The sequence below is a fragment of the Paraburkholderia sp. BL9I2N2 genome, from assembly GCF_004339745.1.
Taxonomy (GTDB): Bacteria; Pseudomonadota; Gammaproteobacteria; order Burkholderiales; family Burkholderiaceae; genus Paraburkholderia.
Genome location: NZ_SMGP01000001.1, coordinates 1,694,224 through 1,718,582, shown reverse-complemented (window position 1 = coordinate 1,718,582; position 24,359 = coordinate 1,694,224). Strand labels below are relative to the sequence as shown.

Annotated in this window: 19 protein-coding genes and 1 pseudogene; 6 read left to right on the top strand and 14 right to left on the bottom strand. The window is 65.5% G+C overall.

What is annotated here, in order from left to right:
• Positions 1-2: 2 nt before the first annotated feature.
• From B0G74_RS08065 to B0G74_RS08030, 8 genes are all read right to left on the bottom strand, one after another.
• The gene (locus tag B0G74_RS08065; RefSeq protein WP_132374308.1) at positions 3-191 is read right to left on the bottom strand and encodes a hypothetical protein; all 189 of its coding nucleotides are present in this window, start codon (positions 189-191) and stop codon (positions 3-5) included.
• 152 nt (positions 192-343) lie between these two features.
• A complete protein-coding gene (locus tag B0G74_RS08060) occupies positions 344-1,150 on the bottom strand; it encodes an enoyl-CoA hydratase-related protein (RefSeq protein ID WP_132374307.1) in 807 nt (268 codons plus the stop codon).
• A 4-nt stretch (positions 1,151-1,154) separates the two neighbouring features.
• Positions 1,155-2,732: an AMP-binding protein gene (locus B0G74_RS08055; protein ID WP_132374306.1), complete on the bottom strand. Its 1,578-nt coding sequence runs from the start codon at positions 2,730-2,732 to the stop codon at positions 1,155-1,157.
• Complete coding sequence (locus B0G74_RS08050) at positions 2,725-3,303, bottom strand: (2Fe-2S)-binding protein (protein WP_132374305.1); 579 nt, start codon at positions 3,301-3,303, stop codon at positions 2,725-2,727. The genes B0G74_RS08055 and B0G74_RS08050 overlap by 8 nt, the downstream gene beginning before the upstream one ends.
• Positions 3,276-4,097: an FAD binding domain-containing protein gene (locus B0G74_RS08045; protein WP_132374304.1), complete on the bottom strand. Its 822-nt coding sequence runs from the start codon at positions 4,095-4,097 to the stop codon at positions 3,276-3,278. Before B0G74_RS08045 ends, B0G74_RS08050 begins: the two co-directional genes overlap by 28 nt.
• A complete protein-coding gene (locus tag B0G74_RS08040; protein WP_132374303.1) occupies positions 4,094-7,138 on the bottom strand; it encodes a molybdopterin cofactor-binding domain-containing protein in 3,045 nt (1,014 codons plus the stop codon). Before B0G74_RS08040 ends, B0G74_RS08045 begins: the two co-directional genes overlap by 4 nt.
• Positions 7,135-7,743 carry a UbiX family flavin prenyltransferase gene (locus tag B0G74_RS08035; RefSeq protein WP_132374302.1) on the bottom strand — a complete coding sequence of 203 codons (609 nt, stop codon included), beginning with the start codon at positions 7,741-7,743 and terminating at the stop codon, positions 7,135-7,137. Before B0G74_RS08035 ends, B0G74_RS08040 begins: the two co-directional genes overlap by 4 nt.
• The gene (locus B0G74_RS08030; RefSeq protein ID WP_132374301.1) at positions 7,736-9,220 is read right to left on the bottom strand and encodes a UbiD family decarboxylase; all 1,485 of its coding nucleotides are present in this window, start codon (positions 9,218-9,220) and stop codon (positions 7,736-7,738) included. The genes B0G74_RS08035 and B0G74_RS08030 overlap by 8 nt, the downstream gene beginning before the upstream one ends.
• A gap of 305 nt (positions 9,221-9,525) precedes the next feature.
• Here B0G74_RS08030 and B0G74_RS08025 point away from each other — a divergent pair, with 305 nt between their 5' ends.
• Positions 9,526-10,512, top strand: coding sequence for a LysR family transcriptional regulator (locus tag B0G74_RS08025; protein ID WP_132374300.1), 987 nt, complete (start codon positions 9,526-9,528; stop codon positions 10,510-10,512).
• A 25-nt stretch (positions 10,513-10,537) separates the two neighbouring features.
• Here B0G74_RS08025 and B0G74_RS08020 read toward each other — a convergent pair whose 3' ends face one another.
• Both B0G74_RS08020 and B0G74_RS08015 read right to left on the bottom strand, forming a co-directional pair.
• Positions 10,538-11,902, bottom strand: coding sequence for an ATP-binding protein (locus B0G74_RS08020; protein WP_132374299.1), 1,365 nt, complete (start codon positions 11,900-11,902; stop codon positions 10,538-10,540).
• On the bottom strand, positions 11,902-12,561 hold the full coding sequence (locus B0G74_RS08015; RefSeq protein WP_132374298.1) for a response regulator: 660 nt from the start codon (positions 12,559-12,561) through the stop codon (positions 11,902-11,904). Before B0G74_RS08015 ends, B0G74_RS08020 begins: the two co-directional genes overlap by 1 nt.
• A gap of 206 nt (positions 12,562-12,767) precedes the next feature.
• Here B0G74_RS08015 and B0G74_RS08010 point away from each other — a divergent pair, with 206 nt between their 5' ends.
• The 3 genes from B0G74_RS08010 to B0G74_RS08000 are packed head-to-tail and all read left to right on the top strand — an operon-like array spanning position 12,768 to position 18,416.
• Positions 12,768-14,246, top strand: coding sequence for a TolC family protein (locus B0G74_RS08010; protein ID WP_132374297.1), 1,479 nt, complete (start codon positions 12,768-12,770; stop codon positions 14,244-14,246).
• Entirely contained in the window at positions 14,236-15,369 is a 1,134-nt protein-coding gene (locus tag B0G74_RS08005) for an efflux RND transporter periplasmic adaptor subunit (protein ID WP_132374296.1), read from the top strand. The genes B0G74_RS08010 and B0G74_RS08005 overlap by 11 nt, the downstream gene beginning before the upstream one ends.
• The gene (locus B0G74_RS08000) at positions 15,366-18,416 is read left to right on the top strand and encodes an efflux RND transporter permease subunit (protein ID WP_132374295.1); all 3,051 of its coding nucleotides are present in this window, start codon (positions 15,366-15,368) and stop codon (positions 18,414-18,416) included. The genes B0G74_RS08005 and B0G74_RS08000 overlap by 4 nt, the downstream gene beginning before the upstream one ends.
• Positions 18,417-18,505: 89 nt before the next feature.
• On the opposite strand, the gene hpnK is transcribed toward B0G74_RS08000, so the two are convergent.
• The 3 genes and pseudogenes from hpnK to B0G74_RS07985 all read right to left on the bottom strand — a co-directional run bounded on the left by hpnK (position 18,506) and on the right by B0G74_RS07985 (position 20,958).
• Entirely contained in the window at positions 18,506-19,330 is an 825-nt protein-coding gene (gene hpnK / locus B0G74_RS07995) for a hopanoid biosynthesis-associated protein HpnK (protein WP_132374294.1), read from the bottom strand.
• Positions 19,320-20,595: pseudogene (gene hpnI / locus B0G74_RS07990) on the bottom strand (bacteriohopanetetrol glucosamine biosynthesis glycosyltransferase HpnI). The gene hpnK and the pseudogene hpnI overlap by 11 nt, the downstream one beginning before the upstream one ends.
• A gap of 12 nt (positions 20,596-20,607) precedes the next feature.
• The gene (locus B0G74_RS07985; RefSeq protein WP_132374293.1) at positions 20,608-20,958 is read right to left on the bottom strand and encodes a hypothetical protein; all 351 of its coding nucleotides are present in this window, start codon (positions 20,956-20,958) and stop codon (positions 20,608-20,610) included.
• A 329-nt stretch (positions 20,959-21,287) separates the two neighbouring features.
• Here B0G74_RS07985 and B0G74_RS07980 point away from each other — a divergent pair, with 329 nt between their 5' ends.
• Entirely contained in the window at positions 21,288-21,947 is a 660-nt protein-coding gene (locus tag B0G74_RS07980; RefSeq protein ID WP_132374292.1) for a response regulator transcription factor, read from the top strand.
• Entirely contained in the window at positions 21,944-23,347 is a 1,404-nt protein-coding gene (locus tag B0G74_RS07975; protein WP_132374291.1) for an ATP-binding protein, read from the top strand. The genes B0G74_RS07980 and B0G74_RS07975 overlap by 4 nt, the downstream gene beginning before the upstream one ends.
• On the opposite strand, the gene B0G74_RS07970 is transcribed toward B0G74_RS07975, so the two are convergent.
• The gene (locus B0G74_RS07970; RefSeq protein ID WP_132374290.1) at positions 23,344-24,342 is read right to left on the bottom strand and encodes a flippase-like domain-containing protein; all 999 of its coding nucleotides are present in this window, start codon (positions 24,340-24,342) and stop codon (positions 23,344-23,346) included. The genes B0G74_RS07975 and B0G74_RS07970 overlap by 4 nt on opposite strands.
• Between the last annotated feature and the right edge of the window lie 17 nt (positions 24,343-24,359).

Genomic DNA, 24,359 nt, shown 5'->3' with positions numbered 1-24,359 from the left:
TGTTAAGAAACCTTATGGCGAGGCCGCGGTGAGCGGCGCCGTTTCGATGCTGCGTTTGCCTCGCGCCGCGCGAGCATCGCGTCGGCGATTTTTTCGGCCATCGTGACAGTCGGGACAATGAAGTCTTCGAGCGCGCCCGACTCGGCCAGCAGCGCGGACATGCGTTGACCCCGCGTGAAGAAACGCTCCATCCCCCTGTCTCCTTTGTCGACCGGAGTTAGCGCTTCAGCGCTTACTCCGGTCCCATGCAAGGCTGTCGACCGGAGTTAGCGCTTTAGCGCTTACTCCGATCCCATGCAACCTGGTCCGCTGTCTTCCCATTCGCCGTCGTGCGGCGGTCGCATTAACTGCCGCGAAACACCGGCTTGCGTTTGCCGTGAAATGCCTCGACGCCTTCGCGGAAATCGTCGGAAGTGCGCAGACGGCTATAGCAGTGCCCTTCGAGTTCGATCGCGATCGACAGCGGCGCGTCCTCGGTGTCGTTGAGCAGCTTCTTCGCGGTGCGTTGCGCGAGCGGCGAGAACGCGCGCAGCTCGTCCACCAGCGCGTCGGTCGTGGCTTCGAGTTCCGAGTCGGCCACGCACTCGACCGCGATGCCCCACTCGTAGGCCTGCTTGCCCGGAATGCGGCGCGAGCGCATCACGATGTCCTTGGTGCGGCCGATGCCGACCATCTGCTGCAAACGGGCCGAGCCGCCCGACCCCGGAATCTGGCCGAGCTTCTGTTCCGGCAGCGCGTAAAAAGTGGTGTCGGTGGCAATGCGGAAGTCGCACGCGAGCGACAGTTCGAAGCCCACGCCGAAACAGAAGCCGCGATTGGCGGCGATCACCGGCTTCGAGCAGCGCGCGGGCGCGGCGATATTCCAGGCGAGCTTCGACACGGTTTCCGGCGATGCTTCGAGAAAGCCCTTGATGTCGCCGCCGCTCGAAAAGTGCTCGCCCTTGGCGCGCACCACGATCACGCGCACGCGCGGATCTTCGTCGAGCGCCTCGAAAGCCGCGCGCAACTGGTCGCGCGCATGCATCGAAATCACGTTCAGCGGCGGCCGGTGCAGGATGATGTCGGCCCGCTCGCGTTGCGCGTCGATCTCGATGGAAAAGCCGTCGAGATTTTGCAGCAGGCTCTGGCCGCGGTGAGTCAGGTCGGTCATGAGGTTACTCCTTGGTGGTTTCCGTGTGAGGTGCAATGGATTCGCCGCGCGTGTCGCGGTGGTACTCGCCCGCGGACAGCTTGCGGCGCAGGATCTTGCCGACCGGCGACTTCGGTATGTCGTCGACGAACACGTATTCGCGCGGACGCTTGAAGTTGACGAGATCGGAGGTGCGGCAGTGCGCGTCGAGCGTGTCGGCGTCGACGTAATCGCGGCGCTTGACGAAGGCGACCACGCGCTGGCCCCAGCGCTCGTCCTTCACTCCGGCCACCGCGACCTCGTCGACCGCGGGATGCAGCGACAGCACCGACTCGATATCGACCGGCGAAATGTTCTCGCCGCCGCTGATGATCATGTCGTCGACGCGGCCCGACACGTACAGGTCGCCTTGCGCGTCGAAGAAACCGGTGTCGCCCGTGAAATACCAGCCGTCGCGCAATGATTTGGCGTTCGCATCGGGACGGTTCCAGTACCCTTCGAAGGCTTCGTCGCCGAGCAGGTCGGCGATGATCTGGCCTTCCTCGCCCACTTGCGCGAGGTCTTCGGGCGTGTGGGCGTCGAGCCTGACGACGCGCAAACGCGTGTTGATGCCCGCGCGCCCCGCACTGCCCGGCTTGCGCGTGGCGTCCTGATCGATGCTGAAGGTGTAGACCTCGGACGAGCCGTAGTGATTGACGAACAGTTCCGGTTCGAACGCCGCCGAGAGGCGCTTGAGCAAACCGTCGTTCATCGGCGCCCCGGCAAAACCGAGCTTCTTCACCGTCGACGTATCAATCGACGCGAAAGCCGGATCGGCCAGCAGATCGTGATACAGCGTCGGCACCAGATAGAGACACGTGAGCTTGTGCTGCGCAATCGCATCGAGTGCGAAGCGCGCATTCCAGCGGCGCACGCAGACGAACAGGCCGTCCACGAGTGCCATCGAGAGCAGCGAGCGCACGCCCATCGTGTGATAAAGCGGCATCACGCCGAGCGTGCGCTCGCCGTGGCCATACAGATTCTGCGCGACATGCGCGAGCGCGGCGGCGCGTTCATGACGATGACGGCGCGGCACGCCCTTCGCCTTGCCGGTGGTGCCCGAGGTGTAGAGAATCAGCGAGTAGTCGTCGGCATTCGCGCAGGTGTGCCCGGCGTTCAGCGCATCCGGCGTGCTGTGCGCCATCAGTGTTTCGAAGCTCGCGGTGCGGCCCTGCGCGTCGTCGAGACCGATACGCGGCAGACGTTGCGCTGCGGGACTCTGCGCGACGGCATCGGCGCAAACCGGCTCGTACACGATCGCCTTCACACCGGCGTCGGTCACGCAGTAGTCAAGTTCATCGCGTTTCGCACGCCAGTTCAGCGGCACGATCACCACGCCCGTGAACTGGCAGGCCCAATGCAAGGTCGCCATTTCCCAGCGGTTTTGCAGCACCGCCAGCAAGCGGTCGCCATGCGCGAGGCCCAGGCCGCGCAGACCTTCGGCCACCTTCATGATCAGTCGATGCCACTGCGCATATGTCAGCGTCAACTCACCGTCGACGAGCGCGAGTGCATCGGGGCTGCGTTCCACGCTCTGCAAAAAGGTTCGGCCGAGATCAAGCATGAGCGGCCTCCACGGTCTCGCCAGCCGTCTTGCCTTGCCGGCGCCGCGAAGCCACGTCGAGCACCGCGGCGACGATCGGCGTATAGCCCGTACAGCGGCACAGATGACCCGAGAGCATGTCGCGCACCTGCGCTTCGCTCGGATCGGGCACGCGCTGCAGATAGTCCGCGCACGACATCAGAATTCCAGCGGTGCAGAAGCCGCACTGCAACGCGTGGTGACGCTGGAACGCCTGCTGCAAGTCTCCGAGTTTCATGTCGGGCGCGAGTCCCTCCACGGTGTCGATGCGGCGTCCCTCCGCCTGCACCGCCAGCATCAGGCACGAGCGTCCCGCCACGCCGTCGACGTGCACCGTGCACGCGCCGCACACGCCATGCTCGCAGCCGACGTGCGTGCCGGTCGCGCCCAGTTCGTGACGAATGAAATCCGATAGCAGTTCGCGCGGCTCGCAATAGCCGCTGCGTTCACGGCCATTGAGCGTCAGCGTGACGCACTGCCGTTCGCCCTGCCGCATCACGTGCACGTTGCCGTTCGATGTGTTGCTCACTTCGCCTCCTCGATTACGCGCCATCCGAGTTGCCGGACCAGATGCCGGCGATACGCCGCGCTGATATGCGCGTCGTCCTGCGCGCCCAGCTTCCAGCTCAAATCGTTCAATGCGCTGCGCAGATCCTCGTCACGCAGACGCGGCCATTGCTCGACCACCGGCCGGTCCGCGACGCCGCCCACCGCGAGGCGGATCGAATCGCACGTCACGACCGCCGCGCAAGCAACCATCGCGAAGTCGCCGTGGCGCGCGGAGAATTCCGTGAAGCCGTGGCGTTCGCCCTGCCGCTTCAGCGGAAAGCGCACGGCTTCGACGAGTTCATCCGGCTCGCGCGCGGTCATCAACATGCCTTGAAAAAACTCGGCGGCGGGCAGCACGCGGTGTTTCCTTTTCGAGCGCAACATCACGTCGCCGCCGAGCGCGGCCAGCACCAGCGGCAGTTCCGCGCTCGGGTCGGCATGCGCTATCGAACCGCACACCGTGCCGCGATTGCGGATCTGGAAGTGCGAGATGTGCGGGAACGCCATCCCCAGCAACGGCACTTCGTCGCGCAGAGATTCACGCCACTCGACGCTGCCTTGCGTCGCCGCCGCGCCCACCACCAGCAAGCCCGCCTTGTGATCGACACGCACCGAGTTCAGCTCGTCGGTGCGCGAGATGTCGATCAGCATGCGCGGCTGCGCGAGCCGCATGTTCAGCACCGCCATCAACGACTGGCCGCCGGCCAGCACGCGTGCGTCCTCGCCGCTTTGCGCGAGGGCGTCGAGCGCATGCTGGGTGGTCATGGCGCGCAAATAATCGAACGGCGCGGGTTTCATGCCTGTCTCCTGAAACGGGCGAAGAGGCGCGAGAGCCACGAGCCACCGGTTTGAACCGGCTTGCCCGCCGCCTGACGGCCGAGCGATTCGAACAGCTGCCGCAACACGACCTTGGCCGCGCCTTCGAGCATGCGCCCGCCGACCGCCGCGACCTTGCCCGACACCTGGGCTTCGTAGTCGTACGAAAGACGCGTGCCGTTTTCAATCGGCGTCAATTCGACGAGGCCGCTGCCGCGCGCGCTGCCGAGCGACGACATGCCCGCGCCAGCCAAACGCAGCCGATGCGGCGCGTCGATTTCCGACAGGCCGATCTTCGCTTCGAAACGCGCCTTGATCATGCCGACGCCGACCGTCACGTCGGCGCGATACTGATTCGTACCTTCGGCTTCGAGCGCATGGCAGCCGGGAATGACCTTGGCGAGCGCGTTCGGATCGAGCAGCACGGCAAAAATCGCTTCCGGCGACGCCGGCAGATCGACGCTGCCCTGCGCGGTAAGCGCCTTGCCGCCGCCCGGCAGCGCCGGTTTGGCCGCTGCGGCTTCACGCAACTCGGGACGCGACGGCGCGGGATCGTCGATGCCGATCAGCGCCATCACTTTCGAAGGCGTCAGCGGCAAACGGATATCGTCGACGCCGAGCGCGTCCGCCACCGCATTCGCGATGCACGGCGGCGTGCTCATGTTGTTGCCCTCGCCGAGTCCTTTCGCACCGAGCGGCGTGAACGGCGACGGCGTCTCCAGATGCACGATCACCGGATCGGGCACTTCGCAAGTGGTGGGCATCAGATAGTCGGCGAGCGTGCCGGACTGGAAGCTGCCGTCCGCGCCGTAGCGGAATTCCTCCATCAACGCCGCGCCGAGCCCTTGCGCGAAGGCGCCGCGAATCTGGCCGTCGGCGAGCGCGGGGTTCAGCAGCGTGCCGGCGTCGTGCGCGGTGACGTAGCGGTCGATCCGCACCCGGCCGGTGGCGCGATCCACTTCGACCCCGCACATGTCGAACGCAAAGCCGTAGGCCGCCGAAGTGTTGATGCGATCGTTCTCGTCCGGCGCGGCCATGTTCGGCGGATTCCAGAACACCGTCTCGCGCAGACCGGGTTCTTCGCCTTCGGGCAACAGCGCGGGCGCCCAATGCGGCGCATTGGCGGCGACGCGGCCGAACGGCTGCGCGCGATCCTCGGCGCCCTTTGCAAAGATGCGGCCTTCTTCAAAACAGACATCGTCCGGCGCGCAGCCCAATTGTTTCGACACGATGCGCGCGATCTTGTCCCGTACGCGCACCGCCGCCAGATGCACCGTGCCCGCCACCGCACCGGCAAAGCGGCTCGAATAATTGCCCGCCGCCACCGACCACGCATCCTTGTGTGTATCGAATTCGACATTGACGACGACATCGTGCGGCGAGACGCCGAGCACGTCCGCTACGACTTGCGCACACACCGTCATATGCCCCTGGCCGGCGGGCGTCGACGCAATCGTCACCACCACGCCGCCGAGCAGATCGACGCTCACCGTCGCGCTCGCGATCGCGCCGCTCTTCGGTCCGGCTTTCTTGCGGGCGTCGGCGGGCATTACCGTCGTGATGTAGCCCATGTTCGACACCGACGGTTCGACGATCGCCGCAAAGCCAATGCCGTACAGACGTCCTTCCTTGCGTGCCGCCTCACGACGCGCATGCAGTTCGTCATAGCCGCCTTCGGCCAGCGCGCGGCGCAGCGCTTCCTGATAGTTGCCCGAGTCGAGCAGCGCGCCGGCCGCGGCGCGATATGGGAACGCATCGGCGGCGACGAAGTTGCGGCGGTACACATCGAGCACATCGAGCTTCAGTTCGAGCGCGATGCGCTGCATCAGCCGTTCGAGCGCGAAATACACCTGCGGTCCGCCGAAGCCGCGCACTAGCCCCGTCGGCGTCTTGTTGGTCAGCACGACGCGGTTGCGCACCAGCAGATTGTCGATCGCATACGCGCCGGTCAGGCAGCCGTGCATGCGATAGAACGTGGCCGGTTCCGGCGCGCGCAGATAGCCGCCGCAGTCTTCGAGTTGATCGTAGGAGAGCGCCGTGATGCGGCCGTCGTTTTCCACCGCCGCTTCGAGTGTCGATACGCGCGCGGTCGCGGAAGTGGCCGCGCTCAGATGTTCGAGCCGGTCCTCGACCCATTTCACCGGCGCGCCCGCCTTGCGTGAAGCGAGGCACATCAGTACGACGTACGGAAACACTGCCTGCTTCACGCCGAAGCTGCCGCCCGAATCGCGCGGCGCCTTGTGACGCAAACGGTTGGCGGGCACGTTCAGCGCCATCGCCATCACCGCGTGCAGCGAGAACGGGCCCATGAAATTCGACGTGACGTCGTAGCCTTCATCGCCCGCCAGATACTCCGCGATCACCACGCCGCATTCGATCGGCGCGCAGCTATTGCGCGGATAGTGCGCAACCAGTTTCACGCGATGCGGCGCTTTCTCGAACGCGGCTTCCGGCTCGCCGTAGCGGAAGTGCCGGTCGCTGATCACATTGCTGCCGACCTTCTCGTGCAATACCGGCGACTGGTCGTTTGCCGCCTGTTCGATCGATGTGACCGGATCGAGCGTCGCGTACTCGACCTTGAGCAGATCGAGCGCGTCTTCGGCGATAGCGCGCGATTCCGCCATCACGACGGCCACCGGTTCGCCGACATAGCGCACGCGGTCCATCGCCAGCGCCCACTGCTCCATCGGTGACTTCACGCCGACCACGAACGGTCGCGACCATCCGCGCAGATCGTCGCGTGTGAGTACGGCGCGCACGCCACCGAGCTGCGACGCCGCTTCCGTGTCGATCGACACCAGTTCGGCATGCGCGTGCGGCGAGCGCAGGATCGCGGCGTGCAGCGTGCCGGGCCGGATGCCGATGTCGTCGCCGTAACGGCCGTGGCCGGTGAGAATCGCGGGATCTTCCAGACGCTCCATCGGGCGGCCGAGATGCCGCCGCGAGTGCGCTTTGTGCTCCGGCGCGACTTCATCCGCAGCGCGTGCATTGATATCGGCAAAGGCGGTCTCACGCTGGTTCATTGCTCTGCTCCTTCATCGCGGCTCGCGAATTCGTCGGCGAGACCGCTCCAGCGACGCGCGATTTCGCGATGCTCGATGCCTAACAGATCCAGAATGCGCCCGACCGTGTGATCGACCACATCGTCGATCGTCTTCGGATGCGCGTAGAAAGCGGGCACCGGCGGCATCACGATCGCGCCCATTTCGGTGGCGAGCGTCATGTTGCGCAGATGCGCAAGGTTCAGGGGAGTTTCGCGCGCGACCAGCACGAGCCGGCGGCGCTCCTTGAGCATCACATCGGCGGCACGCGTGAGCAGGTTGTCGGCGAAGCCGTTCGCGACGCTCGCTAGCGTTTTCATCGAGCACGGCGCAATCACCATTCCCGCCGTGAGGAACGAACCGCTTGCGACGGACGCGCCGACGTCGCGCACGCTGTGGACGACGTCGGCGAGCTTGTGGATGTCACCGCGCGTCAGACCGAGTTCCTGCGCCGCCGTGACCGCGCCGGAGGCCGACACGATCAGATGCGTCTCGTGCGTGCCGAGCCGGCGCAGCGCGGCGAGCAGACGCACGCCGATCAGCGCGCCGCTCGCACCCGAGATGCCGACGACGATACGCTCAGTCATGATGGCGGCTTAGATAGGCATCGAACGCGCGGTTGTCCGCTGCGACGAGCGCGTCGAGATCGACCGTGTCCTGGCCGGGGATGTAGACGCGCGTGAAGACGTGCGCCGGATAGACCGCCGGCCGCGTGGCGTCGAGGCCCATCTTCGCGCTCACGCCCTGCAGATGCGGCGGCGCGTCTTCCGGCTGACCCACGGTCGTCGAGGGATCGAGCGGCGAACCCTGCGCGCCTGCGATCACGACGAGATCGCGATCCGCCTGGAAGCGCGTGGCGATTGCCCATTCGATTTCGGCCGGATCATGCACGTCCACATCGGTATCGACGACCACCACCTGCTTGATGTCGTAATGCGCACCGAATGCGCAAAGAATCACGTTCTTTGCTTCGCCTTCGCGCTTCTTGTCGAACTGCACCCATAAGTGATAACGGCACACGCCACCCGCCGAAAGATGCACGTCCTTCACGCCGGGATGGCTGCGTTGCAGATGCGCGAGCAGCGTCGCTTCGCGCGGAATCGCGCCGAGCAGCAGATGCTCCATCTCAGCCGGCACAATTGTATGAAAGATCGGATCACTGCGATGCGTGACCGCTGTAACCTCGATCACCTCGCGCGCTTCCTTCGCGCTGTAGTACTTCGGGAATTCGCCGAACGGACCTTCCGGCTCGCGCACGTTCGGCAGGATGCGGCCTTCGATCACAATCTCGGCGAACGCCGGCACATGCACGTCGTTCGTCACGCACTTCGCAACCGGTAGCGGCGCGCCATGCAGCGCACCGGCAATTTCCAGTTCGTCGTGATCGATAGGAGTGATGGCTTGCGAGGCGAGCATCGTCAGCGGATCGACGCCGATGGCGACCGCCACGTCGAGCGCATCGCCGGCTTCCTCGGCTGCCTTCTGAAACGCATACAAGTGGCGCGGCAACAGCAGGATCGCCATGCGATCGGGTCCATGCACCTGAATGCGGTTGATGGACACGTTCTGCACGCCGGTACGCGGATTGCGTGCAATCACGAGACCCGCGGTGATGTACGGCCCGTTGTCGTGCTCGCTATGAGTCGGAATCGGCAGCAGCTTGTGAAGATCGATGCCGCTGGTATGCACGACCTGCTGGCAGGCTGCTTCGGCACGCGGGATTTCCTTCGAAGGAACCGGCTGATCGGCCGCGTCGCGAAAGCGCGCCAGCAGATCGGCCTCGGCCACGCCCATCGCTTCCGCGATCCACGCGCGCCGCGACATGAAACCGCTGACCACCGGAACGTCGTGACCGCCCGGCTTCGTGAAGAACGCGGCTTGCGTGCCGTCCAGCCGCTTTGCAATCGCGGCGAGTTCGTGTTCGAGCGCGACCGGCTTGTCGATCGTCGCGACCCGGCCCGTGCGCGCCAGATGCGCCAGCCAGTCGCGCAGCGTGAGCGCGGCGGACGGGCGGGCCCACGTCAGGTGAAAAGTACCGTGCGATGCGGCATCGCGAGTATTCATCTACGTCTCCATCAATGCCTGGCTTCATGTCCGAACCGGACTGCCAGTTGATGATGGAAGCGTAACGAGATCAGCGTATAACTTCTAATATTGATTATTGATGCGTCGAATCATTCCCGATGATATGCGTGTTAGCACCAATGACAGGTAATTGTAGGCAGGATATCAATAGACACGGCGCGGGCGGGGGCGCATGCGCCACCGTCGGCTGAGGGTTTGGGAGCGTCCATGGCACACGGTTGCGGCCTTTATCTGATACGGCGCGTCATTCTCATTACGTTTGCTGATGTTTTATTCATACCAACATGGACCTCAGGCAAATCCAGTATTTCATCGCGCTCTTCGAGGACGGTTCGGTCACGCGGGCGGCGAAACGCCTGAACATCGTGCAGCCCGCGCTCAGCATGCAGATCGCCAAACTCGAGGACGAACTGCACCAGCAGCTCTTCGAGCGCAACGCGCACGGCATGGCGCCGACTGCCGCCGGCCGGCTCATGTATCGGCTCTTTCTACCGATCATGCGCGATCTCGCGCATGCGCGTCAGCAACTCGTGCAGCGTGACGAGGTGGTGACCGGCCATGTATCGATCGGGCTGATCGCGTCGGTTACGGAAAGCGTGCTGGCCGATGCGCTATCGCGTTTCCACGCGCGCTACCCGCATGTCGAGGTGACCGTGGCGGACGGCTACAGCGCGACCTTCATCGACTGGGTGGCGGGCGGCCAGCTCGACGCGGCGCTGATCAACAAGCCGCGCGCGCGTCTCTCGCTCGACGCGCAGCCCTTGCTCGACGAGGAAATGGTGCTGGTGACGAGCGCCGAGCACGGCCCCGAGTTGCCGCATGCGATCGAACTCGCGCAACTGCCCGAGCTGGAGCTGGTGTTGCCGACCAAGCGCCACGGCTTGCGCGGCGTGCTCGATACAGCCGCGCAACATGAAGACGTGCTGCTCGCGCCGCGCTTCGAGATCGACGTGTTGAGCACGATCGTGAAGCTGGTGGAAAGCACGCACTTCGCGACCATCCTGCCGCGTATCGCCGTGCAGCGCGCGGTGCGCCTGGGCAGCCTGCGCGCTTATCCGATCCTCGCGCCGCGCATCGTGCGGCATATCGTGTGTGTGAGCCATCCGCGCCGCCCGTTGAGCGCCGCGGCGGATGCGCTGGTGTCGATCATCGCCGACGAATTGCGCCAGGTGTCGAGCGCGTCGGAACTGGACGCGACGCTAAACGGGCCGCCCAGTGATGCATCGAACGATCAGCGTTCATCGCCCTTGTCCAGGGAGCGCTCCGTATGAATGCCGCGCCATGAAGCAATGGCCGTCAGCTTTTGACGGCCACCGGCGCGTCGACGTCATGCGCCTTCAGACCGGACACGGTCACACGCAAGCCGTGCCGGCCCTCGTTGTTGCGCAGCGAAAGGTCCATCTGATGCCGCTCGGCGATACGCGACACGATCGCGAGCCCGAGGCCGCTGCCCTCGCCTTGCGCTTCCTCGCCGCGATAGAAGCGGTCGAAGACCCGTTCGAGTTCGGCCTCCGGAATGCCCGCGCCGGTATCGACGACCTCGAAGCCAACGCGCGTACCGGCACGCTTCAGGATCACGTCGACACGGCCGCCGCGCGGCGTATGCCGGATCGCATTGTTGATCAGATTGCCCAGCAGCACGCTCATGCCGTGCGGCTCCGCCAGCACGGTATAAGCATCGCCCTCCGTGCGCGCGCCTTCGCATTCCAGGCCGATGTCGATCTCCTTCGTTTCCGCCAGCAACGAAAAATCACCCACGGCCTGCTCACCGATCCGGCGCAAGCTGACCGGCACCATCGACGTGACCGGATGCGCGTCTTCACGCGCCAGCGTCAGCAGTTGCTGCACCAGGTGAATGATGCGGTTGACGCGCCCTTCGACGCGCTCGAGCGTTTGCCCTTCGCCCTTTAACGAACCGTCGCGCGACGCGGCCTGCAATTGCAGCTTCAGCGCGGCGAGCGGTGAGCGCAACTCGTGCGCGGCATCGGCAATAAAGGTGCGCTGTGCCTGCGACGCCGTGTGCAGTCGCTGCAGCATATCGTTGAGGGCTTCGACCAGCGGCTTGATTTCGACCGGCACGCTGCCGTCCAGACGCAGCGGTTCGAGCGAGTCGATGGTGCGGGTGGACAGCGCGCGCGATAGCCCGCCGATCGGCGCCAGCCCGCGCGCCACCACCAGCAGGACCAGCACGATCGTCACCGGCACCAGCACGCCGAGCGGCCAGAGCGTGTGCAGCGCGAGTTGCAGCGCAAGGTCCTCGCGCACGGAGATGGGCTGCGCCACCTGGATATAACGCTGCGCCTGCTGCACGGCGAATGTGCGCCAGTGATACTCGCCGCGCTCCACCGTGTTGAAGCCCGCGGGCTGACGCGGAAACACCGGCGCCTGCAGCGAGTGATAGATGAGCTTGCCGGCAGCGTCCCAGATTTCGATGACGACCCGGTCGTCGGCCAGACCACCGAGGTCGGGGTTGCGATGTTCACCGTCGCCCGCACCGGCGAGGTTCGACGGCAGCGACAGCGCGATCGTGCGCAACTCGTAGTCGAACAGTTCGCTCGCTTCCTCGCGCGCCGTGTGAAAGATGCCGTAGCCGGCCACGCCCGAGGCAACCGCCAGGCCGAAGATCAGCCAACCCAGCAGCCACCGGCGAATCGACTTCATCAGTACCTCTTCAGACGGTAGCCCACGCCGCGCACGGTCACCACCTGCTCCGCGCCGATCTTGCGCCGCAGGCTATGTACATGCACTTCGATGGTATTGCTGCCCACTTCCTCGCCCCAGCCGTACAGTTTCTCTTCCAGCTCGGCCTTGGTGAACACGCGCGTCGGCTCTTCGATCAGCGCCTGCAGCAGCGCGAATTCGCGCGGCACGAGCGGCAGCGACTCGCCGGACTTGGTGACTTCGTGCGCGGCGGGGTCGAGCGTGAGCTCGCCGTGGGCGTAGACCGGCTGCTTCTGGCCGGTGCGGCGTCTGAGCAGCGCACGCACGCGCGCGGCCAGTTCGTCGAGGTCGAATGGCTTGATCAGATAGTCGTCGGCGCCGGCGTCGAGGCCGCGAATCCGTGCGTCGACGGCGTCGCGAGCCGTCAGGATGATGACCGGCGCGGCGCCGCCGCCCTTGCGATAGGCGTTGAGGATGTCGATGCCGTCCTTCTTCGGCAAGCCGAGATCGAGCAGCACGAGGTCGTACACACCATTGTCGAGCGACAACTCCGCCGCGCGGCCGTCTTCGGCCCAGTCGATCGCGTAGCCGGCGCGGCGCATCGCGCCCAGTACCGTTTCCGCAATCATGTCGTCGTCTTCGACCAGTAGCAGACGCATGGTCTCTCCTCTCCCGTGTTGGCCCCGGCATTGTCTCGCCCGGTAGCTTAACGCTTCCTTATGGCTTGCTTATGTTTTCCTGAAGCGACGCTGAAGGGACGCTTAAATTGGCGTTAAGCGTGTCTTAAGCAGTCCATCAGCAGAATCGGCTCCTGTTCGCGGCATCCCTGCGCGGATGCCCTATTTCTTCGTTCAGGAGCCGGACTTTGCCCGTTTTCAATGCCGCAACGGCGGCTATATCGGCGGCCGTGTCAGGGTTCGCCGCGCCGGCCGAGCCCGCGGTCAAACACACTTCGCGACCATACGACCGGCTGCGCGCGCTCGTGCCGCTCTGCGCGCTGCTGATGGGCGGCTGCACGTGGTATCACCGCGAGCCGCTCGCGCCGCAAGACACGTCCACCTCCGCGCATTCGCTCGAACGCATCCGTATCGATCCGTCGAGCATGCCGCTGCCGGAACTGGCCGCGCATCGCTTCGACCCGTCCGACGGGCTCGATATCGACGAAGTCGCGATGCTCGCGGTGGCCAACAATCCCGACCTCAAGCTGGCCCGCGACGACCTCGGCATCGCCCGCGCGCAGGCCTACTCGGCGGGTCTGCTGCCCGACCCGCAACTGAGCGTATCGAGCGATTATCCCGGCCAGATCGGCACCACGCGCGCGTTCAGCTACGGGTTGAGCATGGACGTGATGGCGATCGTCGTGCGCAGCGCCAACCAACGATCAGCCGACGCCACCGTGGCCAAAACCGATCTTGGTCTGCTGTGGCAGGAATGGCAGATCGTCGCGCAGGCGCGGCAGTTGTTCATCAAGACGCGCTTCCAGCAGGACACGTTGCCGCTTTTGCAGCGTCAGCGCGATCTCGCGCGCACGCGCTACGAACGCATGGCCGAAGCGCGCCGAGACCGCAATCTCACCGACGACACGCTGAATGCGGCGCTCCTCGCCTATAGCGACGCACGCAAGCAATACACCGACGCCGAGCGCGCAGCCGAGCAAACGCACCACGATCTGAACGCGCTGCTCGGCGTCTCGCCCGAGGTGCAATTGCAACTCACCGGCGGCGAAGACATCGAGCCGCTCTCCGACACGACGCTCGACGCCACGCTCGCAGGATTGCCTCGACGCCGCCCCGATCTGATCGCGCTGCAAGCCGGCTACGAGGCGCAGGAACAGAAATATCGCGCCGCGATTCTCAGCCAGTTTCCGAGTCTGTCCGTGGGCTTCGTGCGGGCGCGCGATACCTCGAACATCTACACGAGCGGCTTCCAGATCAACTTGAGCCTGCCGATCTTCAACCGTAACCAGGGCAACGTCGCGATCGAGCAAGCGACCCGCCAGCACCTGCGCGACGAATATCAGGCGCGGCTGAACAACGCTTACGCGGATGTCGCGCATCTGCGCGCGGACAACACGATCCTCACACGGCAGTTGCAGCAGACCGAGGCCGCCTTGCCTGATGTCGACGTAGCCGCCAACGACGCGGCCGCGGCCTACGCGGAACACAACCTCGCGCTCGGCGCTTACACCGACGCGCGAAGTGCCGCGCTCACCAAACAGATCGACGTCGCGACGTTGCGCGAGTCGCTCGCCGAACAACGCGTCGGCTTGCAGGCACTGCTCGGCAGCGCGATTCCCGACGCCTACTCCACCGCTCTGACTGACTCCGACACTCATGCGAAATAGCCTGACCTCAGCGCTGCGGCCACGCATTGCCGCCGGTGCGATTTTTATCGCCTGCGCCACGTTGCTGTGCGCCGGCGTTCATGCGGCCCCTGCCGCAAGCGCCGCGGCAGCGCCCGCCGCCGACGCCGCCGATCAACCGGTGGTCGCCGTCCAGACCGTGCACGTGCAGCGCGCCGAGATCGCGCAGCCGGTGCGGGCATATGGCATCGTCGCGGCGTCCGCCTCGAACCTCACCACCGTCAATCTGCCGTATACCGCGCGTATCGTGCAGATGCGCGTGCAGCCTGGGCAAACCGTGGCGCGCGGCACGCCGCTCTTCGTCGTGCAGGCCGACCCTGCCGCCGTCCTCGCGGCCACCCAGGCGAAAAGCGCCGTGACACTCGCACAAGGCGAGCTGGCGCGCACGCAATCGCTGTACGACAAAGCGCTCGCCACCCAGTCGCAACTCGCCAGTGCCCGCAAGGCTGCAGACGACGCACAGCAGGCGCTCGCCGCGCAGATCCAGACAGGCGTGGCAAGCGGCAACAAGATCATCACCGCGCCAAACGACGGCGTGGTGCTGCAGGTCACGGCCGCTCAGGGCGACCAGGTGCAGCCCGGCGCGGCGATCCTGCAACTCGCCGGCGGCAGCGGCAAGGACGCGCGCGCCAACGTGATGCTCGGCGTCGAACCCGCCGATGCCGCCGCGATCCACGCCGGCGACACCGTTACGTTGCACGGCCTGTCCGCGTCGCTCGCGAAGACTTCGGTGAACGGCCACGTCGCGCTGGTCGGCGCGTCCGTGGATCAGCAGAGTCAACTCGTCGACGTCGGCGCGAACGTGCCGCTCGGTCAGACTGCCTTCATTCCCGGCACGCGCGTGAGCGCCGATATCGCGACCCGCAGCGGCACGCACTGGATCGTGCCGCGCGCCGCCGTGCTGAAAGACGACAACGGTGCGTACGTGTTTCAGATCACGCCGCAGAACAAGGCGCGCCGCGTGGCGGTGACCACGCAGGTGGAGAACGGCGACCGCTACGGCGTGGATGGCCCGCTCGACGCCAGCGAGGGCCTCGTGGTCAGCGGCAACTATGAGTTGAAGGACGGCATGGCGGTGCAAACCAGCGGAGGCACGCCGCGATGAATTTCGGTCAATGGATGCAGAAGCACCGGCGCTCGCTGCTGTTCGTGATCGCGTTGCTGGCGATGGCGGGCGCACTGACCGCGTTCCGCCTGCCGATCTCGCTGTTCCCGAACGTCGCGTTTCCGCGTGCGGTCGTCTCGCTCGACGCGGGCGACCGCCCCGCCGAACAGATGGCCACGCTCGTCACGATGCCTGTGGAAGAAGCGCTGCGGCGCGTGCCGAACGTGCGCGACGTCGAATCGAAAACGAGCCGCGGCGCAGCCGAAATCTCGATCAATTTCGATTGGGGCACCGACATGGCGCAAGCCACCTTGCAGGCGCAGTCGGCCATCAGCGAAATACTCGCGACGCTGCCGCAAGGCACCTCGATGCAGGTGCGGCGCATGGACCCCACCGTGTTTCCGGTGCTGGCGTATAGCCTGACTTCGCAGCGGCAGTCGCTCTCCGCGCTGCACGACCTCGCGCAATTCCAGATGCGGCCGTTGCTGTCTTCGGTGGAAGGCGTGGCGCGCGTCGACGTGACGGGCGGCGATCAGGACGAGTTCGAAGTCGCGATCGATCCCGCCCGCCTCGCCGCGTACAAGCTCTCGCTGTCCGATGTGTCGAAGGCGATCGGCGCGAGCAATGTGCTGATGGCGAACGGCCGCATCGAGGATCACTACAAGCTCTACCTCGTGATCGCCAACACCACCATTACGCGGCTCGACGAACTGCGCAATGTCGTGGTGTCGGCCAACGGCGCGACGCAGATCCGCCTCGGCGACATCGCGACCGTACGCGCTGGCGTGGTGCCGCAATGGATGCGCGTCACTGCCGACGGCCAGGACGCCGTGCTCATCAACGTGTATCAGCAGCCGGGCGCGAACAGCGTGGCGATGGCCAAGGCGATCCGTGCGAAGCTCGCCGATTTCCAGCATCAGATGCCGGCCGGCGTGCATCTGTCGAATTGGTACGACCAGAGCGAACTGGTGATCGCCTCGGCCACCAGCGTGCGCGACGCGATCATGATCGGCGTGGTGCTGGCGGCGTTGACGCTGTTCGCTTTCCTGCGCAACTGGAAGATCACCGCGATCGCCGTCGCACTCGTGCCGGTGGTGATGGCCGCGACGATCCTCCTGCTCGACGTGTTCGGCATGGGCTTCAACATCATGACGCTCGGCGGCATGGCAGCCGCCGTCGGTCTCGTGATCGACGATGCGATCGTGATGATCGAACACATCGTGCGGCGCATGCGCGAGGGCGGCGCGCGCGCATTTCATGGCCGCGTGATGGCGGCGGCGCTCGAATTCACGCGGCCGCTGGCCGGGTCGTCGGCGGCAACGCTGATCATTTTCGTGCCGCTGGCGTTTCTGTCCGGCGTGACGGGTGCGTTCTTCAAGGCGCTCTCCGTGACCATGGCAAGCGCCCTGTTCATCTCGTTTCTCGTCACGTGGCTCGCGGTGCCGATTCTGTGCGACCGCTGGCTGAAACCGAAAGACGCCGAGGAGCACCAGGAAACCCGCTTCGCCTCGTGGATGAACCGGCGCTACGCGTTTCTGGTCGAGCGCGTCACCGCGCGGCCGGTGCTCGTGTTATTGGGCCTGCTGCCGTTGATCGTGGTGGCCGCGTTCGCGTTCACTCGCGTGGGCAGCGGATTCATGCCGAGCATGGACGAAGGCGGTTTCGTGCTCGACTATCACACTGAACCGGGCACGTCGGTGACCGAGACCGACCGCTTGATGAAGCAGATCGAGAGCATCATCCGCGCGAATCCGAATGTCGCGACCTATTCGCGCCGCACCGGCGCCGGTCTTGGCGGCGACCTGAACGAGCCCAACAAGGGCGACTTCTTCGTGCGGCTGAAGTCTGGCAACCGCGAACCGATCGACACCGTGATGGAAGAAATCCGCTCGAAGATCGAGACTCAGGTGCCGGGCGTGAGTATCGAACTCGCGCAGTTGATGGAGGATCTGATCGGCGACCTGACGGCAGTGCCGCAACCGGTCCAGATCAAGATCTATTCCGACGACCCTACCACGCTCGACACGACCGCGCGCAAGGTCGCGGCGCAAATCGGCAAGATCCAGGGCGTGGTGGACGTGAACGACGGCATCAATCCGGCCGGCGACGCCCTCGAATTGCACATCCGCCCGGAAGCGGCGGCCGCCGAAGGCATGGACCCGCAGTCGATCGCTCAGGCCGTCTCCGATATGGTGGAAGGCAATGTGGCCACGCAATTCCAGAGCGGCCCGAAAACGGTCGGCGTGCGCGTGCGCGTGGCCGGCGCGATGAAGCTCACGGATACGCAACTGGGACAGTTGCAGATTCGCGCGCCAGACGGCCACCTGTTCGCGCTCGATCGCGTCGCCGATCAGGTGACGGTGACAGGCCAGCCGGAAATCAGCCGCGACAATCTGAAACGGATGGTGGCGGTGACCGCGCGCATCGACGGCCGCGATCTCGGCTCGACGATCGCCGACGTGCAGAAGACGCTCAGCGATAAGGCTCTATTGCCGAGCGGCGTGTATTACGAATTGGGCGGCCTGTATCAGCAGCAGCAGATTGCGTTCAAAGGGCTGCTGAGTGTGTTCGGTGCGGCGATCGCGCTGGTGTTCGGTTTGCTGCTGTTTCTGTACGAGCGCTTTCGCGTCGCGCTGGCGGTCATGGCGATGCCGTTGCTGGCGGCGGGCGCGGTGTTCATCGGCTTGTGGATCACCGGCATCGAGTTGAACATCTCCGCGATGATGGGGATGACGATGATCATCGGCATCGTGACCGAGGTGGCGATTTTTTATGTTTCGGAGCTGCAGGGGCTCGTGCGGGATGACGAAATGCCATTCGAGGAAGCGTTGCTGAGCGCCGGGCGCAATCGTCTGCGTCCTATCGCGATGACGACGATCGCCGCGATTCTCGCGCTGCTACCGCTGGCTTTTGCATTGGGGCAAGGATCGGCGATGCAGCAGCCGCTGGCGATCGCGATTATCTCGGGGCTGATTGTTCAGTTGCCGCTGGTGTTGCTGTTGCTGCCGGTGTTGTTGAAGTTGTTGATGAAGAAGGAGGCGATCTAAGCGGCGCTATGCGGCCCGCGCGGCTTCCGGTGTGTGCACCTGCGGCTCGCCGCGGGCGCATCTCCGACTCAGTCGACGCAGTGAAAGACCTACACCTTCAGCACATCACGAAACCCGCCAACCCGCACCCCCGCCGCACGAATCGCCATAGCAACTTTCGGCGACAACAACGCGCGCAATTCGTCCTCGTGACGATACATCCTCATCCCGTCACTCAACGGCCGCTCCCCCGCCACCGCGGGATGGCAGTAAATCTCCCCCACCCCGTGCGGCAGATCGGCGAGCGCCGCCAGCCACGCCGCCTCATCCATCCGGCCGCTATCGGCGATTCCCACTACGTAATCGTTATGCGCGATGCCGGCGCGATCCAGACGCGCCTTGACCCGCGCGATCCACGGCCGCAACCACAGCGGCGCATTCGCTTCGAACGGCAAGCGCATGGCCTTCATCCCATACTCGCGTCCGATGTCCAGAATCAATCCGAGCACCGTCGGGTGCAAATGAAAATGCTTGTGCGTGTTGACGTGGTCGAGCGTCAGACCGGTCTGCGCAAAGGCATCGAACTGCGCGCGAATTTCCCGCGCAAGCTGCTTGCGCACATGCGGCAAAAAGAAAAACCGCACGCCGTCGCGCACCATGTTGTCGCCGAAGCGGCCATGCTCGTCGAGCAAGGCGGCAATCCCCGCGCGCGGCGTGACCGCGTCGCCGTCGGCCAGCACCAGATGCAGGCCGACGCGCAGCCGCGGCAAGGCGCGGGCGCGCGCCACCGCGTCGCCGGCAGCCGGTGCGCCGATCATCAGGCTCGCGGCGCTCAGGACGCCTTCGCGATGCGCCCGCTCGACCGCCAGATTCACCCGCGCGTGCAGGCCGAAATCGTCGGCGGTGACGATCAATGCGCGTGGCTTAGCCGCCATCCGACGTCTCCATCACATCCATCACGTTCAACGCGCCGTTGCGCGCGGCCTTCGACGTGGAGGCGTCGACGGGCACGCGCGCACCGCGCCATATCACATGCGAGCCGAACACGGCGGCGCACCACTGCAACGCCAGCAACGTATCACGCAACGGCACCAGCGGCAGATCTCGCCAGAACGTACGCTCACGACGCGCCGAGCGCAGATGCAACAACAGACGCGCGGCGAGGCCGGCGGCCGTGCCGGTTGCGCTCGTGAACGCGGCCCACGCATGCACCGCGTCGGACGAACTGGCCGCGAGGGCGGTGGTGAGCCACGCGCCGGCCACGAGCCAGGGTGTAGGAAACGTAATGAAGAGGAACGCGAAACCCGGCGCATTCACCGAGCGAATCGTACGCAGCCAGCGTGTTTCGCGCTGCCACAAGGCCGATAACGCCGGCTCGATCACGTCGGTGGCCACCGTCACGCGCGAGAGCACGGTTTGCAGGCCGAGAGCGCGCACGTGTTCGGCCAGCCAGTAATCGTCCGCGAGACAGTTTTTCAGCGCCTCGAAACCGCCGATGCGCTCGAGCGTGGCGCGCCGCAACGCGAGCGTCGCACCGAAGCCGAAACGGCGCGAGCCGGCCGCGTGCGCGACCCGCACCGACGGCGCGAACCATTCGTTGATGAAGAGCGCGCCCACGCGCGGCCAGAAGCCGCCGATGCCGCGCGCCACGTAGAGGCACGTGACCACGCCAACACGCGCATCCGCGAGCGGCGCGGCCACAGTGTCGAGATAATCGGCTTCGACGGCAATGTCGCTATCGGCAATCACGATCACGTCATGGCGTGCCCGCGCCGCCATGTTGATCAGATTGCTAACCTTGAGATTGCTGCCGTGCACGCGCGTGTCGATCGCGAGTTCGATATCGTGCGATGGATAGGCGGCTTGCAAACGGCGCACTACGGCAATCGCCGGATCGTCCGGCGAGGACACGCCGAGCACCAGTTGAAAATGCTCATGACGCTGATCGCAAAAGGTCCGCAGATTGTCGTAGAGACGCGGCTCCGCGCCGCACAGCGGCTTGAGCACGCTGACGCCGACATGCGCGAAGCGATGCAGCGGCTGCGAAGCTTGCGAGGTGAAATAAGAGGCACGACCCGCCGCGCCGCGGCGCGAGCCGAAAAAACGGCATCGCGACCGCCGCCAGCAGCGCGTACAGCGACGCGCATGCGCAGCCGGCTAGCAGGATCCATTGGGATGCCGTCACCGCGTGCACCGCCATCGTCCGGTTCCGTCAGTGCTCGGCCAGCACGAACGCTCTGCCGGTCAGGCGCAGATGAAGAATCACGAGCCAGCGCCGCGGACAATCCGAGGCGATCGCGACCGGCCGCGCGAGACGGTTGGTCCCGGTCGCGTAGTGGCCCTGCAGCGCGAGTTCGAAGGCAGCGTGCGCGAACTGGCGCGTCACGATCACGCCGCTCGCAATCACGGCGATGGCGAGCAGACGGAACGGCATGGAACTGAAGACGCTCTGCGAAACCGGCAGCACCAGCAGTGCGAGGCACGCGAGCAACTCGGCGCCCATGGCGGTGAGCGAGGCCACCATCAGGTGGGCGCGCAGCATGTCGACGGTGGCTGGCTTCATGGCTGGGTCTCGTGACCTGATGGAATGCCCGGCGCCCTGATTCGACGCAACTCGTCGGCGTGGAAAAGCACCGACTGTCATCCCATCGATGTGCTTACGATTGAACTGCAACGACATCGCAACAGCCCCGCCGCCGCGTGTCCGCGATGACGCCGCGACAGCGATCTGTTGAGGGGCGATAGTAGCGATTCAAGCTGAAGGAAACCTTAAGGTAGAAGGCGTATAAAGCGGGGGATGAACAGCATGGTTAAACTTCGGACTACGGCCCAGCGTCTGCTCGAATATCGCGGCTGCCGTGCAATGGAACATCGAACGGAAATATTCAACTCATGCGCGTACTCCTCGTAGAAGACGACGACCTGATCGGCTGCGGTATCGAAGCGGGACTGCGTCAAGCCGGCTTCACGGTCGACTGGGCTCGCGACGGCCACAAGGCCGGTCTCGCGCTCGACACCACCGCCTACGCGCTGGTGCTGCTCGATCTCGGCCTGCCCCGCGTGTCAGGTATGGAACTGCTGAAACGCCTGCGCGATTCGGGCAAGGACGTGCCGGTGCTCGTGCTGACCGCGCGGGGCACGGTGGTCGACCGTGTCGGCGGCCTCGAAGCGGGCGCCGACGACTATCTCGGCAAGCCCTTCGATCTGACCGAACTGATCGCCCGTTGCCGGGCGTTGTTGCGCCGCGCGCAGGGCCGCAGCGTCGAGCGGATCCGCTATCAGGACCTGACGGTCAACCCGGCCGCGCAAACCGTCGAAGTGGGCGCGACGCGCGTGTCGCTCACCTCGCGCGAGTGGGCGATCCTGTTGCAGTTGCTGACCAACCAGGGGATTCCCCAGTCGCGCTCGCGTCTCGAAGAAAGCCTGTATGGCTGGCAGGAGGAAATCGAGAGCAACGCGATCGAGGTGCACGTGTCCAATCTGCGCAAGAAACTCGGCGCGAAGCTGATCAAGACCGTGCGCAATATCGGCTACGTGGTGGAGAAAGAATGATGGGCGCGTCGATTCGCCGGCGTCTCGTGCTGTTGGTCCTCACCAGCATCGCGCTGGTCTGGGGCATTGCGCTGGTGTCGAGTTATCGTCAGGCCACGCGCGAAGTCGCCGAATGGGAAGAGGCGCGTCTCGCGGAACTCGCGCAGATTCTCGCCCTGCTCGATCAGCGCAATCTGACCACGCTCGCCAACGCGCGCATCGACGTGCGCGAGGAAGAAAAAGGCGGCGAGCCGGGCGCCAACGACAGCGACGACGACGACGCGCTGCCGCGCGACGCGCTGTTCCAGGTGCGCGGCCCGAACGGCGCCGTGCTGGCGGGCAGCCCGCAATTGCGCGAGCTCAAGGCGTGGGACCTGCCGGTGCCGGCCGTGAGCGGCACGCAGGACATCACGCTCGGCGGCCAGATGTACCACTCGTTCACCTTGCGCGACACTACGCTCGGCCACACCGTGCGCGTATTCGAACCGGCCAATACGCGCAGCGACCTGGTGAGCGGCGTCGCGAGCCGGATCGCCCGGCCTACGCTGGTCGCGCTGCCGGTGCTGGCGGTGCTGGTGTGGCTCAGCATCGGCTGGAGTCTGGCGCCGCTCAGGCTGCTCTCGCGCGCTATCCGCTCACGCGACGTGAACCGGCTGGAACCGATCGACATCGGCCGCGCGCCGACCGAGGTGCGCCCGCTGGTCGATGCGATCAATCAGCTGCTGTCGCGTTTGCTGCATTCATTGGAGCGCGAACGCGCGTTCACCGCCGACGCCGCGCACGAACTGAAAACGCCGCTGGCCGCGATCAAGGTGCAGGCGCAAGTCGCGCTGGCGGAACAGGACACCGTGCGCCAGCGGCTGGCCATGGAGCGCGTGGTGCAAGGCGTCGACCGCAGCGCGCGGCTCGCGGAGCAATTGCTGCTGCTCGCGCGCCTGGACGTGCATGAAAAAATCTCGACGGCGCCGCTCAAACCAGCAACGGTGGCGAAAGACGCGCTGCTCGCCAACGAGCGCAACGCGCAGCAGAAAAACATTCACGTGATGCTGCTCGGCGACATGCGCGCGGAAATCGACGCGGAGCCCGTGCTGATCGGCATCCTGCTCGACAATCTGCTCGATAACGCGATCAAGTACGGGCATGCCGGCGGCATCATCGAAGTGGCGGTGCAGCACGCCGAAGACCGGGTGCAGGTGACCGTGCGCGACGACGGCCCCGGTGTCGCGGCGAGCGACCTCGACCGTCTGACGAATCGTTTTTTCCGCGCGACCGGCAATCAGGCCACCGGCAGCGGACTAGGTCTTTCAATCGTCGCGCGGATCGCGGAGCATTTCGGCGCGAGCCTGCGTCTGGGCAAGGGTATCGGCGAGAGCGGGCTCGCGGTCGAGGTGTCGTTTCCCGCTTATGCGCAGGCGGGCTAAGGTGCGCGCTCGAACGCCCGCTCGGGTGCCCGATTCGACGACTCCGCGAACTGCCATGCAATGAGGCCGGGCACGAACATCACGAGGTCGCGAATCCGGCGCGCGCCGGCCAGCGCGAGACAGATGGATGGATCGAGGCCCAGCGCGCCGCCGATCAGAATGAAGCCGCCCTCCTGCACGCCGAGACCGCCCGGCACGAAGAAGGCCGCGCTACTGATTGCCTGGATCAGCGATTCGATCACCACCGCTTCCACCAGCGTGACCTGCACGCCGAGAAAGTACAGCGCCAGCCAGATTTCCAGCGACGTGAGGAAGCACTGCAGCGGCTGCCAGAAGAACAGATAGCGCAACACCACGCCACGCCGGCGCCAGATCAGCTTGATGGCCTGATCGATCTGCGCCGACTGCCCGACCAGCGCGGCGAGCTTGCCGCTCGTCATATGATTGAGCGCGCGCGTGATGCGCTCGAACGGACTCGCATGCTGCACCAGCGCGAACAGCACCAGCAACGGCGTGAGCACCACCACGCCCCACGCCAGTTGCCCGGCGAGCCGCAGCGTGTCGGAATGCGCGTGTGCGAACAGAAAGCCGATGCCGACCATCGTGAAGAGCAACTGGCTGATCACCGTGAGCTGCATATCGACGATGATGCTGCCCACCGCCATGGACGGCCGCACGCCCCAGCGCTTGAGCATGCGAAACGACACCACTTCGCCGCCGATGCGCGCCACCGGCAGCATGCTATTCACCGATTCGCGCACCCACACGAGGTGCAGCATATTGAGGAGACCAGGACGGTTCGCGCCACGAATCAGCGAACGCCAGTCGCAAGCGTTGGCGAGCATCGGCAGCACGTGCGCGAGCGCCGCCAGCAGCAGCCCCGCGCCGGCCGCGCGCAGCGCGCCGAGCACGGCGCCGGGATTGTCCTGCCAGACGAGCCAGAGCGACACCAGCAAGCCGGCTAGCGCGGCTACGCGGCCGAGATGCTTCGTCACGCGAGCACCCCCTGCGC

Coding starts and splice junctions, on each gene's coding strand:
- B0G74_RS08065 (WP_132374308.1), bottom strand. CDS start 191: ATGGAGCGTTTCTTCACGCGGGGTCAACGCATGTCCGCGCTGCTGGCC.
- B0G74_RS08060 (WP_132374307.1), bottom strand. CDS start 1,150: ATGACCGACCTGACTCACCGCGGCCAGAGCCTGCTGCAAAATCTCGAC.
- B0G74_RS08055 (WP_132374306.1), bottom strand. CDS start 2,732: ATGCTTGATCTCGGCCGAACCTTTTTGCAGAGCGTGGAACGCAGCCCC.
- B0G74_RS08050 (WP_132374305.1), bottom strand. CDS start 3,303: ATGGCGCGTAATCGAGGAGGCGAAGTGAGCAACACATCGAACGGCAAC.
- B0G74_RS08045 (WP_132374304.1), bottom strand. CDS start 4,097: ATGAAACCCGCGCCGTTCGATTATTTGCGCGCCATGACCACCCAGCAT.
- B0G74_RS08040 (WP_132374303.1), bottom strand. CDS start 7,138: ATGAACCAGCGTGAGACCGCCTTTGCCGATATCAATGCACGCGCTGCG.
- B0G74_RS08035 (WP_132374302.1), bottom strand. CDS start 7,743: ATGACTGAGCGTATCGTCGTCGGCATCTCGGGTGCGAGCGGCGCGCTG.
- B0G74_RS08030 (WP_132374301.1), bottom strand. CDS start 9,220: ATGAATACTCGCGATGCCGCATCGCACGGTACTTTTCACCTGACGTGG.
- B0G74_RS08025 (WP_132374300.1), top strand. CDS start 9,526: ATGGACCTCAGGCAAATCCAGTATTTCATCGCGCTCTTCGAGGACGGT.
- B0G74_RS08020 (WP_132374299.1), bottom strand. CDS start 11,902: ATGAAGTCGATTCGCCGGTGGCTGCTGGGTTGGCTGATCTTCGGCCTG.
- B0G74_RS08015 (WP_132374298.1), bottom strand. CDS start 12,561: ATGCGTCTGCTACTGGTCGAAGACGACGACATGATTGCGGAAACGGTA.
- B0G74_RS08005 (WP_132374296.1), top strand. CDS start 14,236: ATGCGAAATAGCCTGACCTCAGCGCTGCGGCCACGCATTGCCGCCGGT.
- B0G74_RS08000 (WP_132374295.1), top strand. CDS start 15,366: ATGAATTTCGGTCAATGGATGCAGAAGCACCGGCGCTCGCTGCTGTTC.
- hpnK (WP_132374294.1), bottom strand. CDS start 19,330: ATGGCGGCTAAGCCACGCGCATTGATCGTCACCGCCGACGATTTCGGC.
- B0G74_RS07985 (WP_132374293.1), bottom strand. CDS start 20,958: ATGAAGCCAGCCACCGTCGACATGCTGCGCGCCCACCTGATGGTGGCC.
- B0G74_RS07980 (WP_132374292.1), top strand. CDS start 21,288: ATGCGCGTACTCCTCGTAGAAGACGACGACCTGATCGGCTGCGGTATC.
- B0G74_RS07975 (WP_132374291.1), top strand. CDS start 21,944: ATGATGGGCGCGTCGATTCGCCGGCGTCTCGTGCTGTTGGTCCTCACC.